This is a genomic window from Sporosarcina sp. ZBG7A (genome assembly GCF_000813425.1).
Lineage (GTDB): Bacteria > Bacillota > Bacilli > Bacillales_A > Planococcaceae > Sporosarcina.
Genome location: NZ_JWIB01000004.1, coordinates 1 through 24,671, shown reverse-complemented (window position 1 = coordinate 24,671; position 24,671 = coordinate 1). Strand labels below are relative to the sequence as shown.

Sequence of the window (24,671 nt, the reverse complement as noted above, 5' to 3'; positions counted from 1 at the left end):
GATGTTGGCATGTACAAAGTAAAAAAAGAATGGGCTGAAGATGAAGCATCATGGACGTATGCAAAACGTATTCCTTCTACACCGTGGGCTTCTAGTGGAGGTGACTATGTTACAAGTAACAAATTATCTACTGTAACAGGGATTGGTGCTCCTAATACAATCGATAGTGATATGAAAAAGTGGGATATTCCAATTCATGTTGTGCAAGAATGGTTAACTTATCCTTCTCTTAATTATGGTGTGCTTTTAAAAAGCGAGAATGAAACATTGGGGTATTATAAGAAGTATGCAAGTAGTGAGCAAGTAATCGCCGCTAAATATAAACCAATGCTGACTGTAACATATAAAACGAATGCTCGTTTAGGTTTAGAGGATTATTGGTTGTATGATTCTCACCCATTAGTGGGCGGTACTAGTTATACAAATTTAACGACGAGTAATAACGTTATTCAATATGAAGATTTTACTGTTCTGGGTCGAGCAGATTCTGGCTTAACTTTTAGAAGAACATATAATAGTAAAAGCTTGGAAAAATCAGCTTTAGGATATGGGTGGAGTTTTACTGGGAATGAAAAAATTCATTTAAACATCAAAAATACGGCTAACATTTTAAATTATCAAGATGAAGATGGTACAAATCATGAGTTTATTTATAATGGATCCACTGCCACTTATAACCCACCAGCAGGCAGGTATGAGACAATAAAAAAATCCGGTTCTGATATATATACAATGTATGATACTAATGGAAATCAAACCATATTTAAAGTACTTGAGACCTCTAGTGATACTGATGTAAAAGTTGCTTATATTCAGACACAGATTGATAGAAATAATAATAAAGTCCATTATGAATATAATGGAAAAAATCAGTTGCGATATATTAAAACTGATTTAGGAAAAGAACTCAACAAATTTATTGAACTAAAGTACGACAGCAAGGATCTTCTATACGAAGTTAATTACGATAATGACAAAGTAATAACTTTCACTTATACGGCAAATGACTTGTTAGAATATGTAGATGTATTAAAAAATAGAATTGGTGAAACAACAAGGACTACTTTTAAGTACAAAGATCAATTACTTGCAACAATAATTGATCCAAACACTAGAAAAACAGATTACACATATAAAAATGGCGATATAGTTAAAGTTCAGGAACCTCAAACGGACAACGAAATCCATTCAGCAGATCGTCCAGGAACGAGCTATACATTAAATAGAGCTGAAAAAAAAGCAACTGTAACGGATGCTGAAGAAAACACAACTACTTACTATTCAAATGATAATTATGTCGTAGAGAAATCGATTAATTCTTCAGGTGAAAAAGAAGAAGTTACATTAGATGCAAATTACAATTTATTATTTAGATATGGGTATGATAAGAATAACAATAAAGTCGTCAAAGAATCGAATAAATATGATTCTTTGGGGAACTTACTAGAAACTGTAGATGCTGAAGGTAACAAAAATAGCTATATCTATACAACATTCAATAATATAAGTAGAGAAACAGATTCCAATGGAAAGGTCACTAATTATAAGTATGATGCAAAAGGAAATGTAATAAAGGCTGAAATTGATGACAATAATGCTGCAAATCAAAAACTAACTACCATCTATGAATATGATGCTAATGGAGATTTGTCAAAAGTTGTGAATCCGGATAATACCGCAGAAAAGTTTGAAAACTATTATGCTGATGGTATAAAAACTGAACAGCTAATTGATGCTCATAACAATATCAGCACTTCAAAAAGAGATTTCAACGGAAATCTACTTGAATTTTCAGATGGGAATAGACAAAAAACAAAATTCACCTATAACTTAGGAGATGAATTAGAGTTAGTAACGGATGCTAATGAAAATGATACAAAGTATCAATATGATAAAAATGGTAACCTACAATCTGTTAGGAATGTGAAAAATTACACTACTGAATATGGTTATAATGGAAAAAATCTCTTAGAGTTTGAAAAAAATGCAATAAATCAAAGAAGAGAATATAAGTATGATGGTAATGGTAATTTGGTTAATACTTTATTGCCAAATGGTTCTAATGTTACAAATCAATATGATGAGTCACAAAGATTGCAGGCTCTATTAATTAATGATCAAGTGAAATGGCGATATGATTATAAAGATAATCACACAGATATATATGAAGGAGATGCTATATTAAAATCTATCGATTATTACGATAACGGTTTGGTACAATCAATTAGAGAAGGAATTGATTATACCAATTATAAGTATCTTGGAGATAATTATATTTCGGAGATACAATATAATGTTTCTGGAAAATGGAATACATTAAATTACATCCCAGATGATGTGTATAGAACAAAAGAGATTAAAAAAAACGGCACATCATTTGTTAATTTTGGTTATACTCCGGATGGTTTTTTAGAATCCACTAATTTTAATAACGATCCAATTGACAATAGCCATAATAGCTCTATAACTAGAGAATATAATAAGACTCGTTTAGATAAAGAAATCCTTAAATCTAATTATTCAACTGTTCTTGAAAACTTCACCTATCAATATGATGCTAATAATCAAATAAAGAGAATTGTAACTAATTCGGGTGAAACTCTTTATAATTATGATCCATTGAATCAATTAAAAAGTGAACAATTAGAAGATGGAACCCTGATATCATATGAATATGATTCTGTAGGTAATCGGGTAGCGAAGACAATTGTTTCCTTAGGCGTAAACGAAATGACTGAATACAAATATAATTCTGCTAATCAATTAACAAAAGTAGGAAATCAAGATTATACGCATGATCTAAATGGGAATTTAATAGCAGATGGAAAGTACACATATACATTTGATGATTTAAACCAACTTAAAGAAATTAAAGAAGGTTCAACAATCATTGCAACGTATGGCTATGATGAACAAGGAAGACGGAATTATACGAATGATCGTAATGGAAAAACTCATTATTATTACGAAGGAAACAACGTTGTTTATGAGAGAGATGCTCAATTTAATATCCTAAAAGAATATACCTATGATGATAACGATGTTCCGTTAACCATGACTTATCAGGGCAAAGATTATTATTATTTGACTAACTATAGAGGTGATGTTCTTGGTTTAGTTGATGATAATGGTAGTGTAGTGGCCGAGTACAGTTATGATGCATGGGGGAATATACTTTCACAAAGTGGGGCAATGGCAACGATAAATCCTTACCGATACGCAGGATACCAATATGATGATGGTACAAAACTTTATTATTTAATGGCAAGATACTATAATCCTGATAATGGTGTATTTTTATCGCGTGATCCAGTGAGAGGGGATTTGAGCGAACCTATTACTTTAAATGGTTATAATTATTCTAATAATAATCCAGTAATGAATGTTGACCCAGATGGAACATGGGCAATTAGAACAGATATATTGGCAAATATTATTGACTCATTAATAATACTAATCCCTGCTGGATTCGCAGTAAGAGGATATATGAAAGCCTTAAAGTTAGCTCCAAGATCATACAGGGTTCAAGGAGTGAAAATGGTTGGAACGGCTGTGGTGCAAACTGAAAAGAGATTAAGTAGAATGGGCATAAAGTTTAAAATAGGAACTGTTGTAGTATTAGGTGTTCAGGCAGTATTAATGACCTGGATGGATACTTCATTTGGAAAATTATTAGTTAAGGGATTATCGAGATTTTTCGTCACATATAAAAAGAAAATAAATGGGAAAACTTACACATATATACAGAATAAAAGAAAATAATAAATGAGGATGCATATGAACAATATGACTTTCGGATTCGATTTTTTGTTGTTAATCTCTAGCGTTTGGTTAGCGCTGTTTTACTTTATACATTTTAATCCAATAATATATTTTGTAATACAAATAATTATAATGACAGGTTTTATAAGATTCGCCAAGACTACGGGCTACAAAATATTGACAGTATTATTACAAATACTTCAAGTTATATTCGTTATAACTATAATTAAAGAGATAATTATTCTCTTCATATAGAAAACAATATGTCTATATGTCTCGAATAACCTGGAAATAAGAAGTCAGAGTGCAAATTATTTTTGCTCTCTGGCTTTTTACATTAAAACCTTGACTAATAGGAAATCAAAGTTATGAAACAATACCCTTTCAAAAAGCTGAAAGATATAGATAACTAAAAAAATTATATAATAGTGTGTAAGCAAAAATTCTCATATCAATATCCAAATGAAGAAAATTTAAATTTATTTATAGAAAAGATGATAGACGTATCTAAATAAACTTGTTTATAAAGTGAAAATTTTGATTTTAATTAAGAATCTTTTTTTACAAGAAAAAGAAGAGGGGGCGGTTGCCTCCTCTTTTAATGTACAGTACTCAAGTTTGATATTGGTAGTTTGACTTCGATTAAATAAGTTTAAATTTATTAAATAGGTGTACATTTGGTATACAAACAAGCACTATCTACTGATGCATAACGTTTCGCATATGTCATCCGACGCAAATAGGTTCCGTTATAACAAGTTTAAATCAAACGATAAACACGTAAAAACCTTTTAAAATAGTGGTTTACTAATTTTTTGTTTATTTAGAAATTTGATAAAAAAGACAAAAATAAAATAATTAAACACATACACTAAACAAATACTACGTATTCACTTTGTTGGTCCAGAAGAGAATTTATTATTCCTTTTCAAAATTACCGCTACCTGTGCATCAAATTAATGCGGATGTTTTATTAATAACAATCGTGAGTGGCACAGCAACAGGCAAGATATAAAAGGGAAATGCTATTTGTACTTTCCAAAATAAACAAGCATTTAATCATTTTCAATCGTTAGAGAAGACTGATAGCGGCACTTGTTTTTGACGATCCAAGACATATTAGATTGCAAGGTAGCAGCTAATTTTAAATAACCTAACCGGAAGCATAACGACTGGTGTAAAAAAGTCACGATGCATTTGGCGGATGAAGCGTCGCATATTAAAGTCGGTGAACGTGGGTATTGGAACACCAAAGTAACAACTGAAGATGTTCGTCTAGGCATTGAACAGACCACGTACAGCGTAACTAAGTGTTTGCCTCCGTAATAACAAACAGACTTCTAAGTTATATAGATATACAAAAAATATATACGATTTGCAGAAGTAAAATGCTGAAAGTATTAGGAGTTGTCTTATCAGTTATTGTTATTGCATTAGCGGGTTATGCCCTATATGTTTTTCGTCTTAGGCATTTTAATATTAAGTGCGGTGGTTAGGGAACTAAAAGCAAAACGTACAACATTTGCAGTAGCTTCTATACTTGGGTCAGCTTTTATATGATTTGTCGCCATCTACACTTTTCAAACTATCGAGGGCTTTAGTTGAAGATCATCGAGTTGCTATTGCAGCTCATTTTTCTTATTGAAATAACGGTCAGGTTAGTTAAATGAAAGAAAATCTAAACAGTAGAAAATATACTATCTAGATTCTCTAAGATGGAACCATTTTAATGAAAATACGTAAATATAATTAAAAAGACAATATGGGGATGTGAAAAATGTTTTATATTATGCTGATAATAGGAGCTTTGTCAATTCTAATGGCAGTATTTATATTTGGTTTTATGTATGTTGAAAAGGACTTTACATTACCAAATGTAGTCAAGGCCACTGGCGCCCTTCTATTTGGTGTTTTCCTTTTAGTAATTACTCTGCCAAGTCTAAAATACATACTACTAAAGGAATATGATGTTGTTAGAGGGGAATGCACCATCGAATTAACTTCCTCAGGACGTTTTAAAGAATCAAACTTCGAAATGCTTGATTCAGGTGATTTATTTACTTTTAACCATATTCCTGCACTTGACGCTTATGGAGATTCAATCCCGTATTATTGTGAGGTGACAGTTACAAAAGACCATCAGTTTGAAATTGATTATAAAATTTATGATGTCAATTCGCGAGAGCTTATATTAACAAGTGAATAGCCTATGTTTGCAGCTGATAATAATAAAATAATGAAATTTGAATAAACTACTTTAAGAGAATATATCGTTTGCTACCTTTGTGAACCAATAACTGAATTAGAGTCAGAAAACGAACAAAACTTCTAATTTTATTCCGTTAAGTCTTTATTCAGCTAAACGATTTTTCACTAACTTGGGATATGGTGGGATTCAAGGTTTTTTAGAGGCAAAGCCAATGCCAATGCGCTTAGAATTGATGTTACAGTAGCTTTCTAATAAATTTGAACATGATAATATACCCCAAAACATCGTCTGCCAATCCAGACAATGCTTTGGGGTATAATTTTGTTGGTTATGGACACCATACATGTATATCTTCTAGAAGGGGATAGGAGTAATTCACTATTTCTAAGGATTTCTAATCATTATTTCGCTCCTGTTAGGCTAAGAATGATACCCCGAATATTCTTCATTTTAATTTGAAATCTCTTCTGTCAACATGCAGGCACTAACGGATATGGGTACCGGCATCAATACCCAATGCTCGTGTTCACCCCTTGTGATTACACAATTCATCCTAATTCATCGACGTTACGAGACATTCCTAGAGGTATCATTTTTCTATCCCATTTTTTGGATTCGCCTACTAATGTTAGTGGGTTTTTAATACTATTCACTTTCATTTCTCTCTTCAGGTTCTTTATCCATTTTCTTCAATACCTCTCGTTGTTCATCCTGCGAAAGGTTGGTATAGAGCACTGTGGTTTCTATCGTACTATGCCCGAGCTGATCACGAAGACCTACTTTAACGTGATTTTTAAGAAATCGAAAAACGCTCCAATCCCTTGATACTTAAGGGATTGGAGCGTTTTTTGTGGTTAGCATAACGAACGGAAAAGGCGACTAACGCTACTACTATACTATACTGGGAAGTGAAAGGACGGTTTTCTGTTGAGGAGAACAAGGACGTAATCAATAATTTTTTATTGTATCTGAAGAATTAGGAAGCGAACGAAAAAAACGATTGAAGAATATGGAATTTTCCTACACCGTTATTTTGAGGCGAATCCTGTCAATTTTACACAAGTAGATCGAAAGCAGATTGACGAATGCTTTTCCCTGCAAGATCCCTATAGGAGCATTCGAACCATCAACAACTACAAGCAGGTGTTACGTTCATTTTCTTTCTTTTGTGTCCGGAAGGAGTATATGGCGAAACCGCCCATCGACTTATTCTGGGTTGAGAAAAATGCGTCAAAAAAGTACTGGGTGATGGATAAGACTTTTAGTAAACCAACCAACAAGGAAGTCGTGAATGAGTACTTCCAGTCTATGGAAATTTCGGATATGAGTGAACTGACGATCCTTCATTATAAACACACGCTAGAAACGTATTTTGTACGAAAAGAGGAAGACTTTTCAACGATTTCGTTTGATGAAATCTTGCAATGGTTCATTCAACAACAAAAAGGTGGCGTTGACAAGGCAAATGATATTTATAGAGAATCGGATTATTAAGAGTGGCTAAGGCTACTCTTTTTTTATTTGGCCAGAGGGGAAAATAACATACATCACACCCATATTTTGAACTTCACTGAAGACATAATGAATGCTATATCACATCCTAGAAAAAAACATAATCTAAGACTAGCAAGCTTGTGTATTTTAAATGGACTTATGTACTTTTAACTTACCAGCTAACACTGTATAGCAAAAAAATAGGCTTACTAGCAACAGTAATTGCTGAGGATCTCTTGATGAAATAGACAAAAACGATTATATTTACCCATTCTTATAGTATGTAAAACATTTTATACTATCAAAGTTAGATAAAGGGAGGAGAACTTTTAGGAATTGTAGCAATGTTTTTATCTATGCCAATCTGTAGCCCCAAAACGGAAATTAGAATATACCGTTATTTTTGTATTAATTTGGACATCTGAAAAGGTGGAAACAATATTTTATCTATTTAAAAAATTGTCTTACTAAATATCAATAATGTGACATAGTACGATTCTACTGAAAAAATAGTGATCTTATAAGTAATAAATCATCACTAGAATGCATTTGAAGTTTAGGGAAGCTCGAAAAATAGAGGAGTTGGTACAATTAAATTTGATTAATAAAATACTAAGTATAAATTAGGAAGGAAAAAATATTATGAGAAAAAAATTAAAAAAACGAGGTCATAAGTGGCTTTCTAGTCTTATAGTTTTGGCTATGCTTATGTCTTATGCTCCTTTTTCAGAGTTTGCTTTTGCTTATGGAGAAACAAATTCAGAAGACAATTATCAAACAAAATTAAAAGATAAACAAAGCAAGAAGGAAGTAATAGAAAAAAGGACAGAAAACTCTAAAACATTCTTGAATGCTGATGGCACTTATACTGCACAAATCTCTCAAATTCCACTTCACTTCAAAAACGGAAAAAATGAATGGGAAGAAATCAATAACGAGTTAGTAACTGATTCCTCAAAAAATGTTTATCAAAATAAAGCCAATGCGTTTACAGTTGAATTTGATCAAAAACAAACCCCCGATACTCCTTATATTCAAATTAAGGAAGAGCAACATTTAGCAGAACTCCAACTTGAGCCATTGGAACATACAAAAGAAGAACCTGCTTCTGTTAAAGGAATAGTTGCGGAAGATTCTATTACTTATCCAGACGTGTATAAAAATATTGATATTAAATACACAGTAGGGGCAGACCGTATCAAGGAAGATATTATCTATAATGAGAAGCCACAAAAAGGTTTCCCCGAAAGATTCACTTATAAAATGAACTTAGAAGGAATGGTTGTCAAAGAAGTCGGTGACACTTTATATCTCTATTCTAAGGATACCAATGAGCAACTTTATTATTTTGAAGCACCATACATGTATGATTCTTATATTCCTAAAGAATTTAAAGAAGCTACAGAGATTGAATCCATTCCAGAAGAATCTATTTCCTATAATGTAGAATTAAAACATGAAATAATTAATAATGAATTGTTTCTCTACTTAATACCTAACAAGGAGTGGCTAGAGGAACCTAATCGGTCATACCCTATTACTATTGATCCGACTATTGTAAGACTTCAATCCACACCTTATGTAGAAGATACTAATTTACGAAGTGGATTCTCGACACAAACAGGAGGAAATGATCTAGAACTGGGTGGAGGGACATCCAGTAATAATACCTTACGTTCGCTTTTAAAATTTGACTTATCAAGCATTCCAAAATCTACCACCATTTTGTCGTCGAGCTTGAATCTTTGGTTTTCATCCACAAATAACAGCGCTCCTATCGATATAAGCCTTTTTAAGTTAACGACAGATTGGGAAGAGAATCAAGCATCATGGACGTATTCTAAAACTATTCCCTCTACTGCTTGGACAAACAAAGGCGGGGACTATGTAACAAGCAACAAGTTATCTACTGTTAGAAACTTGACGTCCCCAAGCAGCCTAGATAACGAAATGAAAAAGTGGGATTTTCCAATTCATATTATTCAAGAGTGGAAGAATAAACCTGAAACAAACTTTGGTTTCCTGTTGAAAAGTGATAATGAAGCCACAAATATCTACAAGAAATTCGTGGCCAGTGAAAATACTGTTAATCAAAAGTATAAACCATTATTAGTGATTACTTATCGTACAAACGCACGTTTAGGGCTAGAAGAATATTGGCCTTATACCTCCTATCCTCTCATCGGAGGGACGAGCTATTCAAATTTAACCACTGGAAATAATATCATTCAATATAATGATTTTTCTATCATGGGACGTGGAGAATTCAATTTTTCTTTTGCGAGAACGTATAACAGCAAATCATCTGAACAATCTGTAATGGGTCGAGGTTGGACTTTTACCGGTAATGAAAAATTGTTCTTAAACATTAAAGGAACTGCAAATATTATTAATTACCAAGATGAAGATGGAACAGACCACGAATTTAATTATGATGGACCTACAGCAACCTATTATTCAGGACCTGGAAGATATGAGTCCATTAAAAAGACAGGAACAGACTTCTATACATTAAAAGACACAGATGGAATAGAAACTTTTTTTAAAATTCGCGAATCAAATCAGGATACAGTTGTAAAAATAGCTTATATTGAAAATCAAATAGATCGGCATGGAAATAAAATTAATTATGGATATGATTCCAGTAATCGCTTGATAACTATTAGTACAGATTTAGGAAATAATTTGAATAAGCTCTTACGATTCACATATAATTCTGACGGATATATAGAAACTGCTACCTATGAAGGAATCAAATTTACGTATATGTATAATTCCGATGGAACCGTTAAGAACGTAGATGAGTTAAAAGACATTACTACAGGTACATCAATTAAAAGCAGTTTCGAGTATGAAGACGGGATGATATCCGCAGTTATTGACCCAAATGGACGGAGAACTGATTATAACTACGAAAATGGTTTCTTAGTGAAAGTCCAGGAGCCACAAGAGATTAACGGTGTAAAAGACCCTCTTGACAGACCAGGAACAGAGTATTCATTAGATACAAAAAATAAGATAGCTAAAGTAAAAGACCCAAACGGTTATCAGACTACTTATTATACCAATGACAACTATGTGGTAGAACGTAAAGTAGACGATGCTGGATTAGAAACTATATATACATTAAATGCCAATTACGATGTTCTCACAGAAAAAAAAGCTGGGTTATTGACTAAAAACACATACGATACTAACGGAAACTTGTTATCTACAACAGATCCAGAAGGAAATATTCAAAGATTCAAGTATACAACATACAATAATATTGAAGTTGAAATTGACTCAAACAATAAGACTATCACTCGCACATATTACAAAAACGGAGATTTGAAAACCCTTGAAATCACAGATGCTATCGCTGATAATGGCAGACTCATAACTACATATAACTATAATGTATACGGTGATTTAGAATCAGTGATTTATCCGAACGGAACAAAGGATACAATATTAATTGACTACGTTAGTTCGATAAAAACAACGAAAAGTACGGATGATTTTGGAAGTACTTCAATTCTTAAAACAGATTTAAAAGGAAACTTACTGCAGACAAAAAACGGACCAAAAGAACCTTTTTCTTATTCCTATAATTTAAGAGGCGAAATAGAAAAAGTCATTGATCCAATGTTTGGGGAAACGGGTTATCAATATGATAGTAATGGAAATATCAGAAATATAATTAATGCAAAGAATTTTGTAACTAAGTATGAGTATAACGGCCAGAATTTGCTTACAAAAGAAACTAATTCCATTAATAAAATAACAAATTACAAATATGATGCAAACAGCAACCTAATAGAAGTAATTCTGCCAAATAACCAAATAATCAGAAGTTCATACGATAACCTAAATCGAATAACTAATATATATTCTAATGGGATTCCAAGTTGGAAATACTCATATGAGGGAGATCGACTTTCTTCTATTTATCGAGGAACTACAATATCAAAACAATTTTTATATTACGATAATGATTCGATTAAATCTATTCAAGAAGGAAATAACTTGTTAGAATACAGTTATCTTGGGGATGAATACAACTCTCAGTTAAAGTATACTGTTGGGTCAAATCCTTCAACGACACTTGAATTTATTCCAGATGATGTTTATAGAACGAAGGAATTGAAAAGAAATAATTCTACAGCGGCTTCTTTTCAATATAACCAGGACGGATCCCCTAAAATGATTTCGTACCCTAACGGTAGCTCTATTTCTATGGGTTATGACCGTAATCGTTTAATAAATTACACTATTAAAAATAACGATGGAAATACCGTAGATACTTATATATACGAGTATGATGAAATTCATTCAATAAAAAAAATTCACTCCAATGCAGGTACCACTATTTATGATTACGATGAGCAAAATCAACTTATATCGGAGCAACTAACCAATGGAACAGTAATATCTTATAAGTATGATAAAGCAGGAAATAGAGAGACAAAACAAACAACGAAAAATGGTACTACCACAACAGTTGTTTATAATTACAATGCTGATAATCAGATTATAAAAGCAGAAGACCAAGAGTATCAATATGACGAGATTGGTAATCTGAAATGGGATGGTAAAAGATCTTATCGGTTTAACAATTTTAATGAATTAGAAGAGATTAAAGATTTAAGTGGAAAAACAATTGCAACTTACACATATGACGAAGAAGGAAAAAGAATTAGCAGTAATACTGCAGATGGCCAAATTTATTATATTTATGATGGTGATAAGGTCCTTTATGAAACAGATGGAAATAATCAATTATTAAGAGAATATATGTATGATGATAATGGAAACCCTCTAACAATGAGTTACAAAGGTCAAACCTATTATTATCTTTTCAATCAACATGGTGATGTTATAGCCTTGACTGATAAAAGTGGAGCTGTCGTCGCGTCTTATACGTATGATGCTTGGGGGAATATTCTATCACAAAACGGGATTATGGCTACCATAAATCCTTATCGTTATTCAGGATATCGTTTTGATGAAGGTACAAATCTCTATTATTTGGTGGCCAGATACTATAATTCGGATACAGGTTCGTTTTTGTCTCGAGACCCTGTACAGGGAGATCTCCAAAACCCGGTTACATTAAATGGATACAACTATGCAGATAATAACCCAGTGATGTTGTCGGATTCTGACGGTGAAAATCCTCTCATTATCGTTCTTATTTATGTAGGTGGTAGACAAGTAGTAAAGAAGGTTGCAAAGTCACTGCTAAAAAAATCTATGAAAGATGCAACGAAAGCTTTAAAAAACCAAATGAAAAAGAAATCATTAGGTAGAGGTTCAACTGGAAGGACCACTCCTAACAACCTAGAAGAACAGTTAGCAATGAAAGAAATACTCTCAAATCCTTTAAAAGGCGCAAAAGAAGTCGTTGGTAAGAAAAAGATGAATGATAAGAGATGGCCAGGTTCTGAGGGATGGGTCAAAATGCAAAGGACTATAAAAACAGGGAAAAAAGGAACTATAAATATTCACTTTAATTACAATATAAAAACAGGGAAATTTGATGACTTTAAGTTTAAGTAGAATTCATCTGGAAAAGAAAAAAGCTCTCTTGGTATCGAGCCGAGTGTCAAATCGCTAAACATAATAGGAGTGACTTCTTCAGAAGCTTCCCATTCACCCACCATTTAGGCGTGGTGGGTGTGTTTCGCGATATCTATTCCAATGACGAGTGTTTGCGCAGCAAATTGATTAATCTTGACTAAGATTTGAATCCTTTTACGGATACATCGACACTTATAGAAAGAGGTATTGTATATGAAAGTTAAATGCATATCTATTGAAGGGTATATGTTTAGCCCTGAAAAAGTAGAAGAGGGTGTTAGATTAAAAACAACTTATAATGAGATAGAAGTTGGCAAAATATATAATGTTTGTGGGATAGTACTTTATGAAAATGGACTGAGATATTTACTATATGATGATTATGATATGGCTTATTGGTATCCCTCAGAACTATTTGAAGTTATTGATAAAAATGTACCTAAACAGTGGTACTTTGATTTTTATGGAGATAATGAGGAGGCTATATCTGCCATTTGGGGTTACAATGAGTTGATATTCTCTAAAACACATTTTGATGGATTAAGTGAACAAAACTCGGAGGATATTCAAATTCTTTTAACAAGAAAAAGTGAAATGTATGGCTAATTTTTAAGATAAATTAACTTGCAACAAACCTACTCTTAATTAGGAGTAGGTTTGTTTTTGTCGAAAATTGGTCACATTAATTTTGGTGTTGAGTCAGAAATACTGACAAGTATCCTTTCAGCAATCCTACCCCAAGTCCGGAAAACATAGACGTCCCGAAACGGTTGAAAGAAGCAGGAGACAGCATTGGAATTGATGTGCTAGACCACCTCGTCGGAGGAGAAGACGAGGTGGTCTCTTTGAAAGACAAGGAGTGCATATGATGACTAATCAGATTTCAAGAGAAATGGAATGGTTTCTACGATCCTCAGAGATGAATTTTAATGTTGCGACCAATTGGAAGACGTTGCAGTGGAATTATTTTCGTATTTCGTTTGGTATAACTCAGGTGTATCACAAGGACAATTGTAGTGTAAAGCGTCAACAAACACTGGGTGAATATTATTTAAAAACATACACGCATTTGATTCCGGAAGATGTGGAAATTTTAAAGTATGACGAATTATAATTGACCATGCACATAATCAAAGGCTTTAATGATTGATAAAAGAAAGGATTGCTGAGGTGGTCCTTTTTATGTGGATAATTGTTAGGTTTCTTCTCCAACTATCGGGTGCTGCAGAGGTCACAGTACCTTTCTATTAAATTCGAACATGCATATACCCCATATCATCTTCTGCCAATACGGGCAATGCTATGGGGTATAGTTGTGTTTATTATGGATACCATAAATGGATAACTCCTAGAAGAGGATAGGAGTAGATCTCTGTTTCGCTTTAAGGATTTCTAATCATCTTTCGCTCATGTTAGTCTAAGAATGATTCCCGCCCGCGAGTATTTTTTATTTTCAATTGAAATCTCTTCTGTCAACATGCAGTCATTTACGAATGATGATACCATCATCTTCCACAACTACTTCCTTAGGAGTACCGGTATCAATATTCAGTCCACGTCTTCACTCCTATGGATCAGAATTCATCCTAATCATCGACGTTACGAGACATTCCTAGATCTTTCAATTTTCATCCCGTTTTTCGGATTCACCTACTAATAGAAGTGGGATTTAAAACCTATTTACTTTTAGTTCTCTCTTCGGGTTCTTTATCCATTTTCCTTAACACCTCTCGTTGTTCATCCTGCGAAAGGTTGGTATAGAGTACTGTGGTTTCTATCGTACTATGCCCGAGCTGATCGCGAAGACCTACTTTAACGTGAATTTCGAAAAAACATCAAACGCTCCAATACCTTGTTACATAAGGGATTGGAGCGTTTTTGTAAAGGACGGAACGAACGGAAAAGGCGACTAACGCTAAAACTCTTACAGTTACATTCAACCAAGCTGTAGATACAACTAAAGCGAACCTTGAAGTTGTTAAATCTACGATTAAGCAAAACGTTTCTAAAGCAACTTGGGCTGCTGACGGCAAGTCTGCAACACTTGAGCTTTCTACAAAGCTTACAAAAGGTGAGTACACTGTAAACGTTACTGGTCTTTCTGACGAGAAGCTTTCTGCTTCAGTAACAGTTCAAGATGAAGTGGTAGATTCTATCGAAATCTTGTCTGAAACAGCTGTAGTCGACAATACAGGAACTCCTACAAAAGCTACTGTTGGTTACCAAGTTAAAAACCAATATGGTGAAGATATTACAAAGACAACTTCTTTAACAACTAACAACACTAATATTGTTGCTAAACCTGCTCTAGGCGTTGTTGAAATCGACCTAGCTACAATTTATGGTGGCAGCTCTAAAGTTGGAGACAAGGTTGCGATTGCACTTGTACACGCGGAGAGCGCTAAGTCTGCAACTAAGACATTAACATTATCAGCAGCTGCAGCAGTTTCTGAAGTAGCAGTAACTGGCGTCTACAACAAAGATGCTAAAGAATTAAATGAAGGAACAAACCTTACAACAGATAAGTTCTATCTATTAGTAGATGTAAAAGATCAATACGGTAATGCGATTTCTGATAAAGATGTTGCTAAAGCTGGATTGATTAAATCAGAATCAAATCCAACTATTGTTACTACAAAGGGTACTGGAGCTGTTGCGGACTTTGAAACAGTGACAATTGATGGTAAAAAACATCTTGCACTAGAAATTCAAGCACCAAGTGCTGGAATTAAAGCTGGCGAAAACCAAATTACTTTAATTTCAACAACTACAGGTAAGAACGTATCTTATAAAATTCAAGTAGCTGAAACTACACGCACTGATATTGTTACTCTTTCTGCACCAGCACTTGCTGTTGCTGGAGAAGACATTCTAGTTCCAGTATCTGTTCTTGATAAAGCTGGAAAAGCAGTCACAGATCTTAAAGTATTAAATAGCGCAGATAAAGGTGTTAAAGTAACATTTAACGCTGGCGGAACAGCACCGACATTTGTGAAGGCAGAAGACGGTAATGTTTACATTAAAGTTCTTAAATCCGAAAATACAACAAACGGTGTGTTCCCACTAGTTGCTCAGTCTTCAACATTTAAAGTAGCTACTTCTACTATTAAAGTTGAAAAAGCTGCAGTTGCAACTACAGTTCGAGGACTTAAAAACCCATTAGCTTTAGCTGCTGGGAAAGCTAAAACACTTACAGCTACTGACCTAATCATTGAAGATCAATACGGTCGTGAAATGGGAGCTGCGGCTGTTACAGCTTATCTAGGAACAGGCAAAGGTATCTTGATTGAAAAAGCAGATGCTGGAGCAATGGTTGTCACTTTACCAGTAGGTGGGGTAGCAAACCAAACTATTAAAACTGGATCTGGCGTAGACGTTACTGCAGGTGCTTTAAACGGTTCAGAAACGCTTAAGTTTGTTCTTGCAGATGCTGCCGGAACTAACCCAGTAGCAGCAAGCACAGCTGAAGGTACAGTGCGTGTAACAGACGGTACTGAGTTCACTAGCTATGAAATCGCACCAATTGGTAAAGTTCAAGCTAAAGGCATTGAGGCAGCTGGAGATAAAGCATTCACAGTAAACGGTCTACTAAACGGTGGTAAAGTTGCATTAGTTCAAGGTAATACTGCTGATTACACAGCTACAATCTCTGGTGGAGATGGTACTGCGACTGTGAGTGGTGGTAAAGTTACAGTAGCTGAAGCTAACTTGGATACTGATGATGGACTTCCTGGTGGTAACCCAGTTGATACTGAGTTTACTTTGAAAGTAACAATAAACGCTACAGGTGAAGTACTTGAACAAAAGTTCACAGTATCAGCTAAAAATAAAAAGGTAGAAGACTTCTTCTTCACAACAGCAGCAACTGGTGGAACTAATCATGATGGCGTGACAGGTATTACTGAAGCGACATTAAAATCAGGTTCTGCAGTAGCTTCGGTAGACTTAAAAGCTGGTACAGTACCAGCAGTAGTTACTTTCGCAACTACAGATCAATATGGTAATAAAACTGTAGCTGCTAATACAACTGCGGCAACAGTAACAATCGTACCTGAAAAGGCAAGCGAAGTATCGATTGCTAACAATGGTACTGCAACTGCAACACCTACACTTAAAGCTGGAGTTAACGAAGCTAAATTAACTGTAAAAGTTAAAGTAGGTAACGCGACTAAAGAAGTTAAGGTAACATTGATCCCTTAATAAAAATAAACGAAACGTTACTATATAAGCTAGTTAGCTAGTGAAATTAGTGGAAGATGCCTCATGGTTGGTGCTTTAAATAGCTTCCTCCCATGAGGCTTTATTCTAACTGTTACATTCCAATTATTCGGTGTAATTCCGATTCTTGCTAAACAGTCTTAATGCAAGTGCCTAATCCTCCTGGATCCAATGATGCGCTGAGTACGTACGCAAAAGGGCTTAAGTCAGGTAAAGTCGTACTCGGTAGTGCCGAGGCGGGGCTCCTTAAAAGACAACTAGGGTCAGGTAGACGAATCCATGTAGGCAGGGTGAGGTAGTGAGTGTCGCGAAATTAAGCTAGGGATTCGACACTCATCCTTCCATTTGAAATGATGGAATGGAGATCAGTGGAATTGACTGTTAACCTGTTCTTTCTCTCTCCTGGATAGTGGAGATCTAAGGTTGTCAAAACAAGGGATGGACGTAACGGAACGTTTGAAGTCTTTGTGAGCTAGGTAAGTCAGTACCCAAGATCTCATGAAGATGGCAGCAGGTTCATAGTAGTGTGGATTGTTGGCCGTTTGTACTTGTAGGGTAACCTATGAGGAGGATAAAATCAGCAGGAGCGAAGGAACCTAGTCAGTGGTACGTATTCGAAAGCTTATTTCCCTAAAAATACAGCTCTCCAATAGAATAGTAGGACCAATCATAAATAAGTGATTGGTCCATCTATTTGTCAAATTCATAGGTCTATTTTAACGGATTCTTTAGTCTTGCAAAAAACCAAGGGAATTGGCAGGGAATGAATACTATCGTTGATGGCACGCCGTATGCGGTGAAAGCCGCTTGTCCGGTGTAGGCCCTAATCGAAATCTACAGGAATGTAGTATAAGAAGGGAATAGCGGAGTAGTAGTTGTTAACAGTTCAGCAGATTTCCTAAATGCTATCGGAAATTCATCAATTACAAAAGTTATCTTAGGTGCAAATATCACTTCTAGTCCAACTATCGCAAGAAAAGTAGACTTAGATTTGAATGGAAAGACACTAACAGGAAATATAACATATAATACAACGGCAGCGGGTACGATAACATTAGGTTCTGGTACTTTATCAGGAAATCTAACAGTTAATACACCTAATGCAAGCTTTGTGAACAATGCAGCTGTTACAGGTTCTACAACTATAACAGACGTTGCTAATTCAACATTCACGAATAATGGTACACTTACTGGTCTAGTAACAGTAACTGATACTAGTGCTCGTATCGTCAATAATGGTACTTTAACAGCTGGTTTAAATATCAACCAAGCTGTGGCAGGAACTATTAAGCTTGAAGGTAATTTTGCAAAAGTAACTGTATCTAAGCCAACGACAATTACTTTGGCAGGTACAATTACTGCTCTTGATGCAACTGAAGCACCTGTCGTAGTAGAAGGTGGCACTATTACGGGTTCTACTGGAACTGTTGTTAAAAGTGACGCTGGAGTTGCTACTGTATCATCAGTTGAAGCTTTAAATATGGCAATTGCTAATGAAAATTTCACAGAAATTAAATTAGGTGCAAGTTTTGAAAGCTCAAAACCTGTCCACCTTAACAGAAATATCAATCTAGATGGTAATGGTAATGTCTTAACATTTACAAGTACTGCCGATGGAAAAAACACTGGTGAAGGTTTGTATATTTCAAAAACTGCTACTGTTAAAAATCTAACAGTAAAAGCGGCAGCTGGATTCAAAGATAACTTAGTAGAAGTTATGGGTGTTGGTGCAGACGCTAAATTAGTAGATGTAACAATTGAAGGTTCTAAACAAGCGGCAATTTATGTTGGTGATTCTCAGAATACAGGAAAAAAAGAAATTCTTACAGTAGAAGGTACAATCACACTTATTAATAATGTTTGGGGCGGAATTGGAGTTAAAAATGGCTCAATAGTTGACTTAACTAAAGCAACAGTTGCTTACGAGGGTGCTAAGATTAGTATCTATAATGACGAAACGAAAGTTGTGAAAGCTGATGTTAATCCAGTAGCTTGGGAAGATTCAAGCGATGTTACAGTGAAATTGCCTGTAACTGGGTATACATCATATGGTATTTACAAATTGGGAAGTGACCGTATTCTTGCTAATGCAGAAAACGCTGCAACTCAAAATATTCATACTAAATAAGTGAATTAGAGAAAAAGCCCTCTTATCGAGCAATCGGTGAGAGGCTTTTCTATTTCAAAATTACATATCAGCTATAATTTATGAGCTTACAGACCGAGATTATAGAATAGATGGTTAACTATGTGGATCATGACAGGGATACTCCTACATGTTATACTAACAGTATTATTGGATGCATTTTAAACTGAGTGGATTAGGCACACTGGGTTTAGTCAGTAGATAGCATCCGTTTTAAAGGCAATTCGCACAAATGGTGAGAATAAACCACTCTTATGTTTGCAGGCTCAGAGGCGGTTTATTTTTTTTGCCGAAAAACAGACATAATATACGGTGTTTTATACATTTTACTGAGGGCCTACTAACACGAGTGTCCATGGAGTTTGTACCCCCTTCGTATCTACATTCAAAACCAGGAGCCCTTTAACCAATCAGTTGGCCAGAGGGCTTTTTGCTGTTCTTGCTTCACTGTTGAATGTGATCCGCCGGCCGTTAGTTGAACAGAATTTCATACTAGTTTATTCAACGAAATGAAAAAGCTAGTGGTTCTTGCGAGAGAACTGTCATACAAGGAAAGCTACCCCTTGCAAATAGCCTCTTATAGCTTCTTGAAAACCTCAATAAAAGCAATCATCCACTGTAAAAAGCATTCCTCATAAATAAATCGTTTAATAAAACTCACGTTAGTATAAATACCACGATAACGGGTCATATTGGTAGTAACGGAGATTGAGAGATGAAAAGAGGTGAACCAAACTGAGTGAACCGAAAATCTATTGGGAAAGTACCGCTGGCCATTTACTAGAAGAAACCCGACAGGCATTAAATGAGTATTTACTCAGCCTGAAGTTGGCAGATAAAGCGGAAGCAACCATTGAGAAGTATCGCAGGATTATCGAAGCATTTTTTAAGGAGTGTAACCTCCCGCTAGAAGAGATTACGAGTGACGATGTGTTAGTGTGGTTGACGACCATTTCGGAAGGAAAGAAAGCGCGCACGGTTGATTTGTATCTATCCGCTGTCTCTTCATTTTTTAGCTTTTGCTTAGAAGAAGAGTATATGGAGAAAACGGTCGTGAAAAAACGATGGCGCCCCAAAATTCCGCACTCCTTGCCAAAGTACTTGGATGAATTTGAATATGCCCGTGTGAAAGTGAGTGCTGAACAGTTACCGATTCGAAATCGAGCCTTGCTGTTGTTTCTCTTTTCAACGGGCTGTCGTGTATCGGAAGTAGCTAGTTTACACGTCCAGGATATTGATTTTGACAAACGAAAAGTGGACGTCACAGGGAAAGGACGAAAAATCCGGCAAATTTACTTTTCTGAAGAATGTGGACTTGTCGTTCAAGCCTACTTGGATAAGCGTTCAGCAAAACCAACCGATCCCTTATTCATGAATAAGTTTGGCGATGGTCTTCAGGTGCAGGGGATTCGAAAAGTATTAAAAAAAGTGGGCGGTGAAGCAGGACTCGTTCAATCCTTTCATCCGCATATGTGTCGCCATACGTTTGCGACCAATATGTTGGCAAGAGGAGCCGATCTACAGTTCATCGCGGACGTATTGGGCCATGCAGACCTCAACACCACACGAATTTATGCGCAAATCCCAACGGAAGAAATGCTGTTAACCTATCAAAATATTATGGGGTGAAAAACATGAATCAAGAAGTCATTAAACAATTCTTTCTAGATAACCATAATCAATTTAGTCCAGAGACCGTTCGTGCGTACAAGTTAGCGCTCTCTCAATTCTTCACCGTGTGCGGAAAAAGCGTGGAAGATGTAAAAGCGAGAGATATCCGGAACTGGTTAGAAGTCATGACGAATGATGGACTTCAACCACGTAGTATCCAACTCAAGCTCGTCGCATTGAAATCCCTCTATCGCTATTGTATGGAAGAAAACAAAATCAATAAGAATCCGACTTTGAAAGTCGTTACACCTAAAAAGGTGGATTCCCTTCCATATTACTTATCGAAGCGACAATTGGCGACGCTGCAGGAGCACACAAAGGACGATCTAAGAGATCGGGCTATTATCGAAACACTGTATGCCACGGGGGTACGGGTAACTGAATTACTGAATATTAAACTGGAAGATATCAAATGGGAAACGCGACAGATAACGATCCGAAAAGGAAAAGGAAATAAAGGTCGGGTTGTCCTCTTTAGTCATGCTTGTGCAGAGCGACTGGAACGGTATCTCGAGTCGAGGAAGTATGAGGGGGACTACCTATTTTCGAATAAAAGAGGACAATCCATCAGTCGTGACTTGGTTCAAACGAAGTTTCGCGAGTACTCGGAAACCCTTGGTTTCAAAGTGAGTCCACACACATTGCGACATACATTTGCAGCAAACTTAGCGGAAAAGGGAATGGATTTTACGTATATTCAAGAATTACTGGGGCATTCGAATATCAATAGTACTAGAATCTATACGCGTTTGATGAATCCTGAACGGAAGAAAAAGTATGATCAATACCAACAGTAAGGCATAGGAGGTGTAGATATGGCAGAACATTGGGAGGTGAATTGTAAGGGGCTGTTGGAAGACAACCACATTGTACTCAATTTATTTTTAAATAGTCTAAGAGATAAGAATAAAAGTCAAGAAACTTTGAGGCGCTACCGGGCAGCTTTACAATCCTTTTTCTTAGTCCACACGGTTTCGTATAAGTCGATTACTGGAGAAGAGATTGAGGTGTGGCTTACTCAACAAAGAACGCAAAAACAAGAACGGACGGTGAACGATTATCTAAAAGCACTACGTGCCTTCTATAATTTTTGTGTTCAGGAAGAGCATCTAGACACCTTTCCGCTCGATGTGAATTTGCAGGTCATATCTAGTAAAGAGCGGTACTGGGAATTGAAAAGCACGCTTTCGAATCCAGACAATCAACTAATCGTGAATCAGTTCTTGCTTCATATGAAAACGTTAGGAAGATCCGAGCATACGATTGTGTCGATGCGAACTTATTTACAACGAATTTTCAAGGAAATCGATCAATCACTTCGTCAGCTAACACGGGAAGAAATTGAACAACGGGTGATAGATACGCATCAACAACGCAGCGAATCGGCGAGGAATGGGATGTGGAGTACATTGCGGTCTCTTTATGAGTATTGTTGGGAGAATGAAATTCTGGAAGACACACCGCTACGTAATAAAAGGAAGTTTGCCGAAGCCACCGATCTCTACTGGGAACTTAAAGGACGGTTCTCGGTTAAGGAGAACAAGGACGTGGTCAATGCGTTTTTATTGTATTTGAAGAATAAGAGGCGAACGAAAAAAACGATTGTTGAATATGGGATTGTGCTGCACCGATTTTTTGGTACGAATCCTGTCCATTTTTCACAAGTGGATCGGAAGCAGATTGATGAGTGGTTTTCCCTGCAAGATCCAGACTGGAGTATTCGAACCATCAACAACTACAAGCAGGTGCTGCGTTCATTTTATTTCTTTTGTGTCCGTAAAGAGTATATGGCGAAATCGCCCATTCATTACTTCTGGGTGGAAAAAAATGCGTCAAAAAAGTACTGGGTGACAGATAAGACTTTTAATAACCCAACCAACAAGGAAGTCGTGAATGAGTACTTACAGTCCATGAAAATCTCGAATATGAGTCAACTGACGATTATTCTCTACAAGCGCACGTTAGAAGTCTACTTTGTACAGAAAGAGGAAGAATTTTCAACGATATCGTTTGATGAAGTCTTACAATGGGTCATCCAACAACAAAAGGTTGTCCAAGCGACAACGGTGAACGGACGGTTATCGGTGCTTGCTGCTTTTTTCACATTTTGTGTGGAGGAGGGCTATATGGAGTGCGTTCCCATTAAGACGAGATGGTATATGCGGGAACCGAGGCCGATACCGAGGTATCTTGAAAAAGAAGAGCTGGCAAAAGTACGACAATGTGCGGAAAAGGAACTCCTTCGAAATCGGATTATTATAGAATTTCTTCTATCTTCAGGGTGTCGCATAGGCGAACTTCATCTATTGGATAAAAAAGACGTGGACGTAGACACTCGAACCGCTTGCGTGTTGGGCAAAGGAGGAAAAATTCGTGAGGTGCATTTTTCTGTAACGTGTGCACTTTTATTGGAACGGTATTGGGAGATGGAAGAGGTAAAGGAAGAAGAACATCCTGCCTTATTGGTTTCAAGAATAGGAACGAGGCTCGGTATATCCCGTATGAGGAAAATCATCAAACAACTTGGAGAAGATTCAGGAATTAAGGGTTCCTTATATCCGCATCGCTTCCGTCACACATTTGCGACCGAGTTATTAACTAAGGGTGCTGAACTTGATTTTATTGCGGATGAACTTGGGCATGCGAACTTAGAAACAACGAAAATTTATGCGAGGATTCCGAAGTGGAAATTAATTCGTTTATACAGAAGATATGTGGGTTAAGAAAGTGGGGGAAATCATGTCGATAGACACTCTTGAGCAATTCCAAAAAGATTATCAGCTTCGATTGGCACCTAGCACAATCCAGGGATACCAGAGTAACATTCTACAACTTTTCGAACAGACGAGGATACCATTTCAACAGATCACCCGAAAGGATATTCGAAACTGGTTGATGTGGTTAGAGGAACAAGGGTACACACCCACGACCATCTGCACGAAGTTAATCGGGGTCAAAACCTATTTTAAGTATTGTTTGGAAGAAGGTTGGATTGCCACGAATCCCGTCCAGTCGATCCCGTACCCAAAGATTCCTGACAAAGTACCGATCTATTTATCGAAATTTGAACTTGTGCAACTCCGCGCCTGTGTCCAACATAGTTTGTTGGAACGCGCTATCGTCGAAATATTTGTTTCGACAGGGATTCGAATGAGTGAGCTGGTCGCAATGAAAAAAGAAGACATCAATGAAACGGATCGAAGTATTCATATACCGGATGGCAAAGGAAATCAAGGGAGAATCGTCTTGATCAGCCTGGAGAGCCTTCAGTATGTTCAAGCATACTTAGCGAGTCGGACCGATGAATTGCCGTATGTATTCGTTAATCACGATGCAACCAAGCGAATACGCCATCAAAAGATCAATGCGAACTTCCAGACCTATTCCGAACGGTTGGGGTTTCATGTACATCCGCATATGCTGCGCCATACGTTTGCAGCACACCTTGCTCAAAAAGGGATGCCGGGCGAAGCCATTCAACAGTTACTAGGGCATCAAAGGCCAGCGACCACTCAACTGTACGCACGATTGTTTAACCACGCCCGAAAAGAAATGTATGACAAATGGATGTAACCTGGCGATGCACACAGGGTACATCCATTCTGGTTC

The 24,671-nt window shown here is 36.1% G+C and carries 12 protein-coding genes and 1 pseudogene; all 13 read left to right on the top strand.

Going from position 1 to position 24,671, the window contains the following annotated elements:
• Nucleotides 1-9 precede the first annotated feature (9 nt).
• The 13 genes and pseudogenes from RL70_RS00925 to RL70_RS00865 all read left to right on the top strand — a co-directional run bounded on the left by RL70_RS00925 (nucleotide 10) and on the right by RL70_RS00865 (nucleotide 24,635).
• The gene (locus RL70_RS00925; protein ID WP_039041564.1) at nucleotides 10-3,762 is read left to right on the top strand and encodes an RHS repeat-associated core domain-containing protein; all 3,753 of its coding nucleotides are present in this window, start codon (nucleotides 10-12) and stop codon (nucleotides 3,760-3,762) included.
• Nucleotides 3,763-5,539: 1,777 nt separating this feature from the next.
• Nucleotides 5,540-5,968 (top strand): hypothetical protein, encoded by a 429-nt coding sequence (locus RL70_RS00915; protein WP_039041562.1) that lies wholly within the window; start codon nucleotides 5,540-5,542, stop codon nucleotides 5,966-5,968.
• A 1,188-nt stretch (nucleotides 5,969-7,156) separates the two neighbouring features.
• Nucleotides 7,157-7,465, top strand: a complete 309-nt coding sequence (locus RL70_RS00910) for a hypothetical protein (RefSeq protein WP_039041561.1) — start codon at nucleotides 7,157-7,159, stop codon at nucleotides 7,463-7,465.
• 642 nt (nucleotides 7,466-8,107) lie between these two features.
• On the top strand, nucleotides 8,108-13,006 hold the full coding sequence (locus tag RL70_RS00905; RefSeq protein ID WP_039041560.1) for a DNRLRE domain-containing protein: 4,899 nt from the start codon (nucleotides 8,108-8,110) through the stop codon (nucleotides 13,004-13,006).
• 234 nt (nucleotides 13,007-13,240) lie between these two features.
• Nucleotides 13,241-13,633, top strand: a complete 393-nt coding sequence (locus tag RL70_RS00900) for a hypothetical protein (RefSeq protein ID WP_039041559.1) — start codon at nucleotides 13,241-13,243, stop codon at nucleotides 13,631-13,633.
• 125 nt (nucleotides 13,634-13,758) lie between these two features.
• Nucleotides 13,759-13,896: pseudogene (locus RL70_RS18345) on the top strand (JAB domain-containing protein); the annotation flags it as partial.
• Nucleotides 13,896-14,141, top strand: coding sequence for a hypothetical protein (locus RL70_RS17990; RefSeq protein WP_039041558.1), 246 nt, complete (start codon nucleotides 13,896-13,898; stop codon nucleotides 14,139-14,141). The pseudogene RL70_RS18345 and the gene RL70_RS17990, both read left to right, overlap by 1 nt.
• Nucleotides 14,142-15,169: 1,028 nt before the next feature.
• Nucleotides 15,170-17,227, top strand: coding sequence for a hypothetical protein (locus RL70_RS00890; protein ID WP_039041557.1), 2,058 nt, complete (start codon nucleotides 15,170-15,172; stop codon nucleotides 17,225-17,227).
• Nucleotides 17,228-18,236: 1,009 nt separating this feature from the next.
• Nucleotides 18,237-19,373: a pectate lyase-like adhesive domain-containing protein gene (locus tag RL70_RS00885; RefSeq protein WP_039041556.1), complete on the top strand. Its 1,137-nt coding sequence runs from the start codon at nucleotides 18,237-18,239 to the stop codon at nucleotides 19,371-19,373.
• 753 nt (nucleotides 19,374-20,126) lie between these two features.
• A complete protein-coding gene (locus tag RL70_RS00880) occupies nucleotides 20,127-21,020 on the top strand; it encodes a tyrosine-type recombinase/integrase (RefSeq protein ID WP_039041555.1) in 894 nt (297 codons plus the stop codon).
• Between the two features lie 5 nt (nucleotides 21,021-21,025).
• Nucleotides 21,026-21,859 (top strand): site-specific tyrosine recombinase/integron integrase, encoded by an 834-nt coding sequence (gene xerA / locus RL70_RS00875; RefSeq protein WP_039041554.1) that lies wholly within the window; start codon nucleotides 21,026-21,028, stop codon nucleotides 21,857-21,859.
• A gap of 18 nt (nucleotides 21,860-21,877) precedes the next feature.
• Nucleotides 21,878-23,785, top strand: coding sequence for a tyrosine-type recombinase/integrase (locus tag RL70_RS17165; protein ID WP_052245708.1), 1,908 nt, complete (start codon nucleotides 21,878-21,880; stop codon nucleotides 23,783-23,785).
• Between the two features lie 16 nt (nucleotides 23,786-23,801).
• Nucleotides 23,802-24,635: a tyrosine-type recombinase/integrase gene (locus RL70_RS00865; RefSeq protein ID WP_039041565.1), complete on the top strand. Its 834-nt coding sequence runs from the start codon at nucleotides 23,802-23,804 to the stop codon at nucleotides 24,633-24,635.
• Nucleotides 24,636-24,671 lie beyond the last annotated feature (36 nt).